Genomic DNA, 13,472 nt, shown 5'->3' on the forward strand with positions numbered 1-13,472 from the left:
CGCCTTCTTGGCCTCGGCGGCGGCGCGTGCCTCGTCCTCGGCGCGCTGGCGCGCCTCCTCGACGGCGCGGACCGCGTCCTCCTCGGCCTGGCGGCGCTCCTCCTCCTCGCGGCGGCGGGCCTCCTCGGCGGCGGAGCGGACCATGAGCGCCTGGCGCTCGCGCTCCTCGCGCTGGCGCTGGGCCTCCAGGCGGCGCTGCTCCTCGAGCACGCGCTGGCGGGTGGCCAGCTCGGCCTGGGTCAGCGGCCGGCCGGCGGAGGGCGCGGCGCTGCGCTGCGGCGCGCCGCCGCCGGAGCGGTTGCCGCTCGGCGGGCCGCCGCCGGTGCCGGCGGGGCGGTTGGTGCCGCCGGGGGCCACGGTCTAGGGCGGCGGCGGCGCGGTCGGGGCAGTGCCCGGGGTCACGACGCGCTTCTTCACCACCTCGACCTGGACGGTCTTGCTGCGGCCATGGCTGAAGCTCTGGCGGACGCTGCCCGCGTCCACGGTCTTGCCCAGTTCCAGCCGGCCACCGGCGGGCCGAAGGCTCAGCCGGCTCTTGGCCGCATCCTGGTCGTTCTGGTCACTCATGCGTTGATCCGAACCCGATCCGTCTGACGTCATTACGTATGCCTGGGAACATACCCGTCAGGGATGCTCCAGAAAACCCAACCGGCGCGATGCTGACCGCGCGGCTGCCTTAGTCAGGTCCGCCCTTCGGTGGACCCTTGCGCCGCGGTGCCGCGGCCGGTGGCGGCGGCGCCGCGCTCATCCCGGCCAGCCTGGCGGCTTCCACCTGGATGGCCTTGGCCAACTGGCCGGGCGCGATGGCGACATGCACCGCGTGGTCGCGCCCGAAGACGCCGCCGAGCATCTCGGCCGGCAGCGGGGCCACCACGGCGAACCCCCGGTTGCCGACCAGCCGCGCCCTTTCGTTGGCGCTGCCGTCCGACGCTTCCACCAGCAGCCCGGCCTTGCCGGACTGCATCCACTCCCGCACCGCTTCGCGGCCGCAGACCGCCTGGCCGCCACGCCGGGCGAAGCCGACGAGATCGCGGAGCCGGCGCTTGAGGCCGTCCTCGATCCGGGCACGAAGGTCGGGGGGCAGTTGCACTGTCCCGCGCGCTGCCTTGGCGAAGGCGCCGCGCTTCAGGGCGCGTTCTAGCACATCGGCCCTGGCGGACAACCACATTCCCCGCCCCGGCAGCCTACCGGCGAGGTCGGGCACGACCTCGCGCGCGGGGTCGAGCACGAAGCGGATCATGGCCTCCTTCGGCAGGCTGTCGCGCGTCACCATGCAGCGGCGCAACGGGCCTGTCTCGGGCTCGTCGATCTCCTCCGGCGGGGCCGCCGGCGCGGCCTGGCCCGGGAGGAGGTCGGCTCCGGTCGCTACCGGCGGCGGGGACTCATGCTGGGGGGCCACGGTCATTTGTCTCATCCCCAGCCGGTGCCGTATCGCCGGCTTCCGCCGTCTCGCCGTCCTCGGCGGCGAACCAATGCTCGCGCGCCGCCATGATCACGGCATTCGCCGTGTCCTCGTCCATCGCATCGGCGCCGATGATCTCGATCAGCTCGTCGGAGGCGAGGTCGGCGAGGTCGTCCAGCGACTTCACGCCCTTCTCGCCGAGGGCGACGAGCTGCGAGGGGGTGAAGCCGCCGACCTCGGCGACCGCATCCTCGACGCCCAATTCCTGCCGCTTGGTATCCAGTTCCACGTCCCGTCGTTCCAGGAAGGCCTCGGCCCGCCGCTTCAGCTCGGCCGAGACACTCTCGTCGAAGCCCTCGATGCCGGCCAGTTCCTCGTCCTCGACCGAGATGATGTCCTCGACCGAGGTGAAACCCTCGGTCACGAGCAGCCCGGCGATGACGTCGTCCACGTCCAGCGCCTCGACGAAGAGCCCGCTGCGCTTGCGGAACTCCTCCTGCCGGCGCTCGGATTCCTCGGCCTCGGTCAGGATGTCGATGTCCCAGCGCGTGAGCTGGGAGGCGAGGCGGACGTTCTGGCCGCGGCGCCCGATGGCAAGCGACAATTGGTCATCCGGGACGACCACTTCAACCCGGCGGGCGTCGTCGTCCAGCACCACCTTGGTCACCTCGGCCGGGGCCAGGGCGTTCACCACGAAGGTCGCGTTGTGCGGCGACCAGGGGATGATGTCGATCTTCTCGCCCTGGAGTTCCTGCACCACGGCCTGGACGCGGCTGCCGCGCATGCCGACGCAGGCGCCGACCGGGTCGATGCTGCTGTCGCGGCTGATGACCGCCATCTTGGCGCGCGAGCCGGGGTCGCGGGCGACCGCCTTGATCTCGATGATGCCGTCGTAGATCTCCGGCACCTCCTGGGCAAAGAGCTTGGCGAGGAAGCCGGGATGGGTGCGGGAGAGGAAGATCTGCGGGCCGCGCGGTTCCTCCCGCACGTCGTAGATGTAGGCGCGCACCCGGTCGCCGTTCTTGAAGGCCTCGCGCGGGATGGTCTCGTCGCGGCGCAGCAGCGCCTCGGCCCGGCCGAGGTCGACCATGAGGTTGCCGTACTCGGTGCGCTTGACGACGCCGTTCAGCACCTCGCCGACGCGGTCCTTGTACTCGTCGAACTGCTTCTTGCGCTCGACCTCGCGGACGCGCTGCACGATCACCTGCTTGGCGGTCTGCGCGGCGATGCGGCCGAAGTCGATCGGCGGCAGCGGGTCGATGATGAATTCGCCGGCCTTGATGCCGGGCTTGATCTTCAGCGCGATGCGCAGCGAGAGCTGGGTCGCCTCGTTCTCGACCGGCTCCTGCTCCACCACCTCGGTCCAGCGCGAGAGCCGGACCTCGCCGTTGCGCTTGTCGATGACCGCGCGGATGTCCTTCTCGTGGCCGTACTTGGCGCGGCCGGCCTTCTGGATGGCCTGCTCCATGGCCTCGAGAACCTCGTCCCGCTCGATCATCTTCTCGCGGGCGACGGCGTCGGCGACCTGCAGCAGTTCCGGACGCGCGATGGTGATGTCGACGGCCATGGCGTCAGTTCCTCGTCGCTGGGGTGGTGTCATCGGCGGATGAGGCATCCTCCTCCTCCGCGTCGAGCCCGTCCTGGTCGGGCAGGCCGGCGGCGGCGGCGGTGGCCGCGATCAGCGCGTCGGTCAGGACCAGCTTGGCGCGGCGGATGTTGCCGCGGGCGACGGTGAGCAGGGCGCCGCCTTCCTCGAGCTTCATCCGGGCGGTCTCGGCATCGGCGCCGAGCACCATGCCGCGGAACTTGCGGCGGCCGTCCTGCGGCACCGTCAGCTCGAGCTGCGCCAGGTGGCCGGCGTAGGCGTTCCAGTCCTTGGCGCGGGTCAGCGGCCGGTCGATGCCGGGGGAGGAGACCTCCAGCGCCCATTCGTTCTTGATCGGGTCTTCCACGTCCAGCACGGCGCCCACGGCGTGGCTGATCGCCTCGCAGTCCTGCACCCGGAAGGCGGCGCCATCGGCGCGGTCCGCCATGATCTGCACCACCGGCCGTTCCTTGCCGCTGACCTGCACGCGCACGAGCTCGTAGCCCATGTGCTCGATCGTCGGGGCGATGGCATTGGCGATGCGGGCCTCGAGGCCCTCGTGCTGTGGACGTTCTATGCTCAAAAAACAAAAAAGGCGGCCCGCAAAGGCCACCCCCCTAAAGCTCGGATGGTGATAGTTTCCGCAATATAGCCACGGCACGGGCCAGCCGCAAGCGTCAAGGCCCGGGGGGAAGGGCCGCGGCCAGGGCGGCGGCGGCCTCCCGGGCGGCGGTGCGGACGCCGTCCGCGGTCCAGTGGATGCCGTCCAGCCCGGGGGCGACCGCGGCCATGCCGCCGCCCTCCCGCAGCCCCAGCGCCTGGCGCAGCCCGGCCTGGCTGGCGCGGATCGCCGCGGCGGCGGCGAGGGTCCGCGGCTCGAGCGGCCGCCGCGGCGCCAGGCCGAGCCAGGCGGAGGTGCCGTCCCACGGCAGCAGCCAGGTGGCGAGGCTGCCGCTGCCCAGCAGCCGGATCTGGCCGTCGAGCGGCGACAGCGGCGCCAGCAGGACCGGCATGCCCGGGCCGCCCGCCGCCCGCAGCGTGGCGACGATCGTCCGCAGGCGGTCGGCATAAACCTCCCCGGGGGTGGCGAGCAGCGCATCGGTGGTGCCATGCGCCAGGATCAGCGCCGCCGAGGCCGGGGCCGCGGCCTGGGCGATGCGGCGCAGGTTGCCGCCGGCCGGGCCGGCGGGGTCGGCGAGGTCGGCGGGGGTGGCGCCGCCCCAGGCGCCGTTGGCCAAGCCGAGCGGCAGCCCCGGCCCGAGCCGGCGGGACAGCTCGCCCAGCAGGACCCGGGCACCGAGGCGGTCGCCGACCGGGCCCCAGCCGGTGCCGTCCGGGCCGCAGCCGGGGCGGCCGGCGCAGCCCTGCAGCAGGGCGGCGACCGGGGGCGCGGCGGCACCGCCGGGGCCGGCGGGGAAGGCGCCGGAGGCGGCCGGGCCGGTGGCGAAGAGGGCGGCGGCCTGGGACTGGCCGGTGACCAGGATGACCAGCCCGGCGGCGAAGCGGCCGCCGAGCGCCTCGGCCTCGCCCACCGCGTCGCGGCGGATCAGCCGGTACCAGCCGCCGGGGGGCAGCCGCAGCCGGCCGTCCGGGCCGGGCGGGCCCCAGGGGCGGATGACGCGGCCGGCCTCGTCCTGCACCTGGTAGTCGGCGCCGCCGGCGACCGGCAGCAGCGCCACGCCGCCCTGCAGCGGGTAGATTCGGCCGGCCGGCGGGGCGGGCTGGGCGGCGGCGCCCACGGCCAGCCCGGCCGCCAGCAGCGCCAGCCCGGCGAGGCGCCTAGCCGTCGGCCTTGGCCATGAAGGCGGCCAGGGTCGGGACCCAGTCCGGACTGTCCACATTGGCGCCGATATGCCCGAACTCGTTGCGGATCTCGAAGAAGCGGGCGTCCACCCCGGCCTCCCGCAGCCGCTGCATCACCGCCGGGGCGATGCCGGGCGGGAAGAGCCGGTCGGTGGTGGTCAGGGCATAAAGGACCCGGGCCTTGATCCGGGCGAAATCCTTCTGCGCGTCGAAGTCGACCGCGGCGCGGCGCAGGGTGACCAGGGAATTGCCGTCGAAGGCCCGGGCCCAGGGGGTGGCGATGCGGTGGATCTCGGCCTCGCGCTCGGCCGCGTCGGGAAAGCGGGCGCCGAGCTGGGCCTCGATCCCGTAATTCTTCAGGGTGGCGACGCGGATGTCGGTCAGGACCTGGGCGATGCCGCCGTTCGCGTAGTAGCGGCCGCCGTTCCAGTTGGGATCCTCGGCGAGGCGGGTCACCAGCGCCTCGGTCTGGCGCTGGTCGCCGCTCCCCTTGGGCGCGGTGTTGACGCAGACGACGGCGTTCATCGCCTCCGGGTAGGTCACCGCCCATTGGAAAGCCTGGTAGCCGCCGTAGGAGGTGCCCATCACCGCGACCAGGTGCTTCACGCCGAGCAGCGCCAGCATGGCGCGCTGGGCGGCGATGATGTCGACCACGGTGATCGCCGGGAAGTCCGGGCCATAGGGCTGGCCGGTGGCCGGGTTGCGGCTGGCCGGGGCGGTGGAGCCGTAGGCGGAGCCCAGCATGTTCGAGGCGACGACGAAGTAGCGGTCGGTGTCGATCGGCTTGCCGGGGCCGATCATCAGGTCCCAGCTGCCGGGGGCATTCTCCGCCACCCCGGCCGGGGCGCGGCCGGGGGCGTAGCGGCCGGCGGCGTGGTGGCTGCTGGTATAGCCATGGGTGACGAGGACGGCGTTGGTCCCGGCGGCGTTCAGCGTGCCGTAGGTCTCGTAGGCGAGCCGCGCCTCGGGCAGCGTGGCGCCGGATTGCAGGGTGAGGCTGCCGAGCTCGGCGAAGCGGGATTCCACCGCATCGAGCGGTGCGGCGGCGGCGGGGCGGGCGGTGGCGCCGAGGGCCGCGGCGAGCGGCAGGGCGAGGGCGGTGCGGCGGTCCATGTCGGCGTTCCCCGGGATGTCGCCCGAGGCTAGAGCCGGGTCAGGCTCCAGTACAGCGGGCTGCGGCCCTCGCGGAGCGCCTTGGCCTCGTAGCGGGTGCCGGGCCAGCCTTCCGGCCGGGCGGTGGCCGGGGCGGGCACGTCGAAGAAGTTCTGGCGGGCCAGCACCTCGGCAACCCAGCCCTGATAGGTCGGGTCGTCCGAGGCGATGCGCCAGGTGGCGCCCGGCCGCAGCGTGCGGGCGACCAGCGGCAGCATGGTCTCGTTGACGAAGCGGCGCTTGGCGTGGCGGGACTTGGGCCAGGGGTCCGGGAAGAGCAGGAACAGCCGGTCCAGGCACGCATCGGGCAGGGCGTTCAGCAGGTGCCGGGCATCCTGCGGCCAGAGCCGGAGGTTGCCCGGCAGCGGGCCGGTCGCCTCGGCGCCCTCGGGCACCAGATGGGTGAGCAGGGAGCAGAGCCCGTTCTCGAAGACCTCGGAGGCGATATAGGCGACGCCGGGATTGGCGGCGATCTGCGCCAGGCTGTGCTCGCCGCCGCCGAAGCCGACTTCCAGCCACAGGGGCGCATCGGGCATGGCGAAGGTGGCCAGCGGGTTGGCCGCTTCCGCCAGGGAAAGCCGCAGGCGCGGCAGAGTCTCATCCAGCAGGCGCTGCTGGCGCGGCCGCAGCGGATGGCCGCGGCGGCGGCCGTAGAGGCGGTCCGGGATGCCTTCGGCGAGCGGCGGGCGGTCGGCGGTCATCGGGAATTCCAGACAAAAAAAGGGGGGTGGCATGGCGCCACCCCCCAAGGCCAGCAGGAAAGCTGGCGTTAGCGGTTGAAGGCGCGCTTCAGCTCGTCCACCAGGTCGGTCTTCTCCCAGGTGAAGGTGCCCTTCTCCAGGTCCGGCGTGCGGCCGAAATGGCCATAGGCGCTGGTGATGCCGTAGATCGGCCGGTTCAGGTGCAGGTGCTCGCGGATGCCGCGCGGCGAGAGGTTGACCAGCCCGTCGATGACCTTGGCCAGCTTGCCCTCGTCCACATCCTTGCCGGTGCCGTGCAGGTCGAAATAGACCGACAGCGGCTTGGCCACGCCGATCGCATAGGAGACCTGGATGGTGCACTTGTCCGACAGGCCGGCGGCGACGACGTTCTTCGCCACGTAGCGCGCGGCATAGGCGGCCGAGCGGTCGACCTTGGTCGGGTCCTTGCCGGAGAAGGCGCCGCCGCCGTGCGGGGCCGCGCCGCCGTAGGTGTCGACGATGATCTTGCGACCGGTCAGGCCGCAGTCGCCGTCCGGCCCGCCGATGACGAACTTGCCGGTCGGGTTCACGTAGAACTCCTCGTCCGGGACATTCCAGCCGGCGGGGAGCAGCTCGGTCAGCAGCGGGCGGAGCATGGCCTTGATCTCGGCCTGCTCGAGGTGCTCCTCGTGCTGGGTCGAGACGACGACGCTGGTGCAGCCGACCGGCTTGCCGTCGACGTAGCGCAGGGTGACCTGGCTCTTCGCATCCGGCAGCAGCCCGGCGACGCGGCGGTCGCCGATCGAGCGCAGCTCCTTGATGCGGCGGAGGATGCCATGCGCGTAGTAGAGCGGCGCGGGCATCAGCTCGGGCGTCTCGCGCGTGGCGTAGCCGAACATGATGCCCTGGTCGCCGGCGCCTTCGTCCTTGTTGCCGGCCGCGTCCACGCCCTGGGCGATATGGGCGGACTGGGCGTGCAGGTGGCATTCCACATGGGCGTTCTGCCAGTGGAAGCCGTCCTGCTCGTAGCCGATGTCCTTCACCGCCATGCGGGCGTTGTGGATCAGCAGGTCGGGCGTGATCGTATCCGGGCCGCGCACCTCGCCCGCGAGGACGATGCGGTTGGTGGTGACCAGCGTCTCGCAGGCGACCCGGGCATAGGGGTCCGCCGCCAGGAAGGTGTCGAGCACCGTGTCGGAGATCCGGTCGGCAACCTTGTCGGGATGGCCTTCGGACACGGATTCAGACGTGAAAAGGTATTCACCTTTGTCGCGCATGGCGTGGTTTGCCTCTTGTCGCGGGAACGGTCCGGCAAACCCCGGCCTGGCTCACCCCGGATGGGGCGGCCGTGTGTCGCAGGCGCACCGCAGGGGGTCAAGCCACAGGCAGGTCAGGCAACCTTGGGGTGCCGGCCCCGCGGGATGCCGGCAGCCGGGACCAGGCGATGCCGGGCGGGATGGCGCCGGCGACGGTCACCTCGCGCGGCGCGGCGCCCGCCGGCGCCGGGCCGGCCCGCCAGTCCGCGACCGGCCGGTAGTCGGCGAAGCCGCGCAGCCGGCGCCGGCCGGGCGGGCTGCGGTCGACGTAGCCGTTGTTGAAGCGGCAGAGGCGCAGGTCGCAGCCGGCCTCGAGCAGCGCCGCGGTGGGTGCGGCCAGCACCGCCTGGTCGCGCCCCGGCTCGGCGGCCCGCAGCCGCCAGGCGGCGGCCTCGGTCGGGAAGAGGAAGACCTGGGCATTGATGAAGCGGCGCCAGGCGGCGGTGTCGATGCCGGGGGCGAGACGGCTGGCGAGCGCCGCATCGGCCATGCCCTGTCGGCGCAGCAGGGCCGCGCCGCGGAAGGTGACCAGCGGCGTCCAGCCGCGGCGGTTGGCGCCGAGGTCCACCGCCGCGCCGAGCAGCCGGGCCAGCGCCTCGGCCGAGAGCAGCCCGTGCCGGGCGATGCCGGGCAGGGCGCTGGCCTCGGTGACGTGGAACAGCCGCGGGTAGCGGGCGGCGAATCCAAGGGTCGCGCAGGCGGTCACGCCATGCCGATGACGTGCTTCATGTCGTAGAGCCCGGCCGGGCGGCCGACCGCCCAGAGCGCCGCCTGCACCGCCCCGGTCGCATAGACCCGGCGATCGAAGCTGCGATGGGTCAGGCTGATGTGCTCCGAGGCGGCGGCGAAGAGCAGGCTGTGCTCGCCCACCACCTGGCCGCCGCGCAGCGCGGCGAAGCCGATGGTGCCGGTGCCGCGGGCGCCGGTATGGCCGTCCCGCCCGCTCTCGATCCCCGCGGCCTCCAGGGTGGTGCCGCGGCCGCGGGCCACGGCGCGGCCGAGCGCGACCGCGGTGCCCGACGGCGCGTCCACCTTCTGGCGGTGGTGCATCTCGACGATCTCGGCGTCGTAGCGGGCGCCGGGCAGGCTGGCTGCCATGCGCTCGGCGGTGGCGAGGAACAGCGTCACCCCGGGGGAGAAATTGGCGGCATAGACGACCGCCACCTGCCGGGCGGCGGCGGCGACCGCGGCCTCCTGCGCCGCATCCAGCCCGGAGGAGCCGAGGATGAGGGGCTTGCCGGCGGCGGCGGCGGCGGCGGCATGGGCCTCGGCGGCGCCGGCATGGGTGAAGTCGATGACCACGTCACTGGCCGCGAACAGCAGGGCCGGGTCGTCGCCGCGGGCGCTGCCGCCGGCCAGGGTGGCGCCCGCCGCGGCGACCTCCTCGGTCAGCAGCCGGCCCATGCGGCCGGCGATGCCGGCGATGCCGATGCGGATGGCCATGGCTGCGCGTCCTTCCCGGGGTGAGGCCCCGGGTCTAGGGCGGGCCGGGCCGCCGCGTCCAGATGCCGCGGCCGAATTGAAGCGGGGCGGCCCTGGTCAGGACCGCCCCTCGGTATCGGCCCTACCCGGCCTGGGTCAGGGCACCTCGGCCCAGTAGGGACGAACGCCGTAGTAGTCCGAGACGCGCTGGCCGAAGTTGCGGTCGGCCCAGTTCATGTCCTCGTTCGAGGCGAAGCTCGGGGCGCCCTCCAGGCGGTCGCGGTCGAGGTCGACGAGGTAGCCGCCGAGTTCGACGTCGTAGTTCAGCATGGACCAGGGCAGCGGATGGTAGCGCTCGCCGATGCCGAGGAAGCCGCCGAAGCTCATCACCGCGTAGGCGACCCGGCCGGTGCGCTTGTCCAGCATCACGTCGTCGACGGTGCCGAGCCGGTCGCCATGGCGGTTGTAGACCGGCGTGCCACCGACCTTGGCGGCGGCGATCAACTGCGCGGTCTCCTCGATGGCGACGCCGGCGGCAGGGGTCACGGATGCCCCGGTCGTGCTGCTGTCGCGCATGGCCATGCCAAGTCTCCTCGGATTATGGGGGGGGCGGGCGGCGGTGCGGTGGGACCAGTGTCGCACCGCCGCCTGCCTGGGCCGCCACTTGGGGGGAAGTACGCGGCGGCCATCCGAAAAACGGAGGTCCGGGGGGAGAGTTCCCGGGGTTTTTGACTCAGCGGGCGAGCCCGTCCCAGAACTCCTTGACCTTGGCGAAGAAGCCTTCGCTCTCGGGGCTGCTGCGGCCGCCCTTCTCCGCCTCGGCCTCGAATTCCTCGAGCAGCTCGCGCTGCCGCTTGGTCAGGTTCTGCGGCGTCTCGACCGAGACCTGCACGTACATGTCGCCGCGGGCGGCGCTGCGCAGGACCGAGAAGCCCTTGCCGCGCAGGCGGAACTGGTCGCCGGCCTGGGTGCCGGCCGGGATGGTGACCCGGGCGCGGCCGCCGTCGACCACCGGCACCTCGACCGCGCCGCCCAGCGTCGCCTGGGTCATCCGCAGCGGGACCCGGACGAAGATGTTGGCGCCGTCCCGCTGGAACAGCGGGTGCTGGCGGATCGCCACGTCGACGTAGAGGTCGCCGGCGGGGGAGCCGCGCAGCCCGGCCTCGCCCTCGCCGGTCAGGCGGATGCGGGTGCCGTCCTCGACCCCGGCGGGGATGCTGACCGAGAGGTTGCGGTCGCGCTGGACCCGGCCGGCGCCCTGGCAGACCTTGCAGGGATTCTTGATGATGCGACCGGCGCCCGAGCAGGTCGGGCAGGTGCGCTCGATCAGGAAGAAGCCCTGCTGCGCCCGGACCTTGCCGGCGCCCTGGCAGGTCGGGCAGGTCTGCGCCGCGGTGGAGCCGGCCTCGGCGCCGGAGCCGCTGCAGGCCTCGCAGGAGACGCTGCTCGGCACCCGGACCGGTTTCTTGACGCCGGCGAAGGCCTCCTCGAGGCCGATCTCGACCGCGGTGCGGAGGTCGGCGCCGCGGCCGGCGGCCTGGCGGCCGCGGCCGTTGCCCCGGCCGGCGCCGCCGCCGAAGCGGCCGAACATCTCCTCAAAGATATCCTCGAAGCCGGCGCCGAAGGGATTGCCGCCGCCACCCCCGCCACCGCCGCCGCCCTCGAAGGCGGCATGGCCGAAGCGGTCGTAGGCGGCGCGCTTCTCGCCGTCCTTCAGCACGTCGTAGGCCTCGTTCACTTCCTTGAACTTGGCCTCGGCGTCCCGGTCGCCCTGGTTGCGGTCGGGGTGATAGGCCATCGCCTGCTTGCGATAGGCCTTCTTGAGGTCGTCCTCGGTCGCCTCGCGTGAGACGCCCAGGATGTCGTAGAAATCTCGCTTCGCCATGGCCGGGGCGATGTCCCCTGAGGAAGGTTCAGCGCAAAGGGCCCGGCGGGGTCATCCCGCGGGCCCGCGATCCGGCGCGCCCGGCCGGCTGGCCGGGGGCGCCGGGGCATGCAGGCGCCGCGCCGGGGTCGCTCCCGGACGCGGCCGCCGCCTTAGCTAGGCTTCTTCTTGGAGGGGTCGACTTCCTCGAAGTCGGCGTCGACCACCTTGTCCGAGCCGCCCGGGCCACCGGCCGGGCCGCCGGCGGGACCACCGGCACCGGCCGCGCCGGCCTGCTGCTCGGCGGCCTGCTGCGCCTTGTACATCGCCTCGCCGACCTTCATCGACGCCTGCGACAGCGCCTCGGACGCCGAACGGATGGCCTCCAGCTCGCCGCCTTCCAGCGCCGTGCGGGCGGTGGCGATGGCGGCCTCGACCTCGGCCTTCTCGGACGGGCCGACCTTGTCGGCATTGTCCTTGATGGTCTTCTCGGAGCTGTGGACCAGGGCTTCCAGGTTGTTCCGGGCCTCGACGGTCTCGCGGCGCTTCTTGTCGGCCTCGGCGTTCGCCTCGGCCTCCTTGACCATGCGCTCGATATCCGCCTCGGACAGGCCGGAGCGGGCCTGGATCTTGATCTGCTGCTCCTTGCCGGTGGCCTTGTCCTTCGCCTGGACGCTGACGATGCCGTTGGCGTCGATGTCGAAGGTCACCTCGATCTGCGGCACCCCGCGCGGCGCCGGCGGGATCTCCTTCAGGTCGAAGTTGCCGAGCAGCTTGTTGTCGGCCGCCATCTCCCGCTCGCCCTGGAAGACCTTGATCGTCACCGCCGTCTGGTTGTCGTCGGCGGTGGAGAAGACCTGGGACTTCTTGGTCGGGATGGTGGTGTTGCGGTCGATCAGCCGGGTGAAGACGCCGCCCAGCGTCTCGATGCCGAGGCTCAGCGGGGTGACGTCGAGCAGCAGCACGTCCTTGACGTCGCCCTTCAGCACGCCGCCCTGGATCGCGGCGCCGATGGCGACGACCTCGTCCGGGTTGACGTTGCGGGCGGGCTCGCGGCCGAAGAAGGTCTTCACCGCCTCGATGACCTTGGGCATGCGGGTCATGCCGCCGACCAGGATCACCTCGTCGATCTCGCCGGCGGAGAGGCCGGCATCCTTCAGCGCGCTCTTGCAGGGCTCGAGCGTGCGGGCGATCAGGTCGTCGACCAGGGCCTCGAGCTTGGAGCGCGTGACCTTCATGACCAGGTGCTTCGGCCCGGTGGCGTCGGCGGTGATGAAGGGCAGGTTGACCTCGGTCTCGCGCGCCGAGGAGAGCTCGATCTTGGCCTTCTCCGCGGCTTCCTTCAGGCGCTGCAGCGCGAGCTTGTCGCCGCGCAGGTCGATGCCCTGCTCCTTCTTGAACTCATCGGCCAGGTAGTCGATGATTCGCGCGTCGAAATCCTCGCCGCCGAGGAAGGTGTCGCCGTTGGTCGACTTCACCTCGAAGACGCCGTCGCCGATCTCGAGCACGGAGACGTCGAAGGTGCCGCCGCCGAGGTCGTAGACCGCGATGGTGCCGGACTTCTTCTGGTCCATGCCGTAGGCGAGCGCGGCCGCGGTCGGCTCGTTGATGATGCGCAGGACCTCGAGCCCGGCGATCACGCCGGCTTCCTTGGTCGCCTGGCGCTGGGCGTCGTTGAAGTAGGCCGGGACGGTGATGACCGCCTGGGTCACCTTCTCGCCGAGGTAGGCCTCGGCGGTCTCCTTCATCTTGGTCAGGATGTCGGCGCTGATCTGCTGCGGCGGATACTTCTTGCCGTCCACCTCGACCCAGGCCGCGCCATCATCGCTGCGGGCGATCTTGTAGGGGACGAGGCCGATGTCCTTGTTGACGACGGGGTCGTCGAAGCGGCGGCCGATCAGGCGCTTCACGGCATAGAGCGTGTTGTTCGGGTTGGTCACGGCCTGGCGCTTGGCGCTCTGGCCGACGAGGCGTTCGCCGTTCTTGGCGAAGGCGACCATGGAGGGCGTCGTGCGGGCGCCCTCGGCATTCTCGATGACGCGGGTCTCCTTGCCTTCCATGATGGCGACGCAGGAGTTGGTCGTACCCAGGTCGATGCCGATTACCTTGCTCATCCAAAACTCTCCTCTGCGGCGGGCGGGTGCGGCCCTTGGAACAGGCACCGCGCGCGTCCCCTGAAATCACCCGGCGGGGCCGGGCATCTTCGGATGGGAATGCCGGGGGCGGGTGTGCCACCGACGGTCCCGGA

The 13,472-nt window shown here is 72.4% G+C and carries 12 protein-coding genes and 1 pseudogene; all 13 read right to left on the reverse strand.

Translation table 11 applies throughout. From position 1 onward, the window contains the following. A pseudogene (locus QWZ14_RS10110) lies at positions 1 to 567 on the reverse strand (translation initiation factor IF-2 associated domain-containing protein); the annotation flags it as partial. A 109-nt stretch (positions 568 to 676) separates the two neighbouring features. Continuing rightward, positions 677 to 1,309, reverse strand: a complete 633-nt coding sequence (locus QWZ14_RS10115) for an RNA-binding protein (protein ID WP_408903661.1) — start codon at positions 1,307 to 1,309, stop codon at positions 677 to 679. A 73-nt stretch (positions 1,310 to 1,382) separates the two neighbouring features. Then, positions 1,383 to 2,969, reverse strand: coding sequence for a transcription termination factor NusA (gene nusA / locus QWZ14_RS10120; RefSeq protein WP_290316526.1), 1,587 nt, complete (start codon positions 2,967 to 2,969; stop codon positions 1,383 to 1,385). A gap of 4 nt (positions 2,970 to 2,973) precedes the next feature. Continuing rightward, the gene (gene rimP / locus QWZ14_RS10125; protein WP_290316527.1) at positions 2,974 to 3,570 is read right to left on the reverse strand and encodes a ribosome maturation factor RimP; all 597 of its coding nucleotides are present in this window, start codon (positions 3,568 to 3,570) and stop codon (positions 2,974 to 2,976) included. 94 nt (positions 3,571 to 3,664) lie between these two features. Next, positions 3,665 to 4,726, reverse strand: coding sequence for a hypothetical protein (locus tag QWZ14_RS10130; protein ID WP_290316528.1), 1,062 nt, complete (start codon positions 4,724 to 4,726; stop codon positions 3,665 to 3,667). Between the two features lie 40 nt (positions 4,727 to 4,766). Then, positions 4,767 to 5,903 (reverse strand): homoserine O-acetyltransferase family protein, encoded by a 1,137-nt coding sequence (locus tag QWZ14_RS10135; protein ID WP_290316529.1) that lies wholly within the window; start codon positions 5,901 to 5,903, stop codon positions 4,767 to 4,769. A gap of 29 nt (positions 5,904 to 5,932) precedes the next feature. After that, complete coding sequence (gene trmB / locus QWZ14_RS10140; RefSeq protein WP_290316530.1) at positions 5,933 to 6,643, reverse strand: tRNA (guanine(46)-N(7))-methyltransferase TrmB; 711 nt, start codon at positions 6,641 to 6,643, stop codon at positions 5,933 to 5,935. A gap of 68 nt (positions 6,644 to 6,711) precedes the next feature. Continuing rightward, positions 6,712 to 7,899, reverse strand: a complete 1,188-nt coding sequence (gene metK / locus QWZ14_RS10145) for a methionine adenosyltransferase (protein WP_290316531.1) — start codon at positions 7,897 to 7,899, stop codon at positions 6,712 to 6,714. Positions 7,900 to 7,996: 97 nt separating this feature from the next. After that, the gene (locus QWZ14_RS10150; RefSeq protein ID WP_290316532.1) at positions 7,997 to 8,644 is read right to left on the reverse strand and encodes a DUF7002 family protein; all 648 of its coding nucleotides are present in this window, start codon (positions 8,642 to 8,644) and stop codon (positions 7,997 to 7,999) included. Next, complete coding sequence (dapB, locus tag QWZ14_RS10155) at positions 8,641 to 9,381, reverse strand: 4-hydroxy-tetrahydrodipicolinate reductase (RefSeq protein ID WP_290316533.1); 741 nt, start codon at positions 9,379 to 9,381, stop codon at positions 8,641 to 8,643. The genes QWZ14_RS10150 and dapB overlap by 4 nt, the downstream gene beginning before the upstream one ends. A gap of 135 nt (positions 9,382 to 9,516) precedes the next feature. Beyond that, entirely contained in the window at positions 9,517 to 9,942 is a 426-nt protein-coding gene (locus tag QWZ14_RS10160) for a PRC-barrel domain-containing protein (RefSeq protein WP_290316534.1), read from the reverse strand. A gap of 151 nt (positions 9,943 to 10,093) precedes the next feature. After that, positions 10,094 to 11,245 (reverse strand): molecular chaperone DnaJ, encoded by a 1,152-nt coding sequence (dnaJ, locus tag QWZ14_RS10165; RefSeq protein WP_290316535.1) that lies wholly within the window; start codon positions 11,243 to 11,245, stop codon positions 10,094 to 10,096. A gap of 152 nt (positions 11,246 to 11,397) precedes the next feature. After that, entirely contained in the window at positions 11,398 to 13,338 is a 1,941-nt protein-coding gene (gene dnaK, locus QWZ14_RS10170) for a molecular chaperone DnaK (RefSeq protein ID WP_290316536.1), read from the reverse strand. Positions 13,339 to 13,472: the final 134 nt, after the last annotated feature.

This window comes from Paeniroseomonas aquatica (genome assembly GCF_030409335.1).
GTDB classification, from domain to species: Bacteria; Pseudomonadota; Alphaproteobacteria; order Acetobacterales; family Acetobacteraceae; genus Belnapia; species Belnapia aquatica.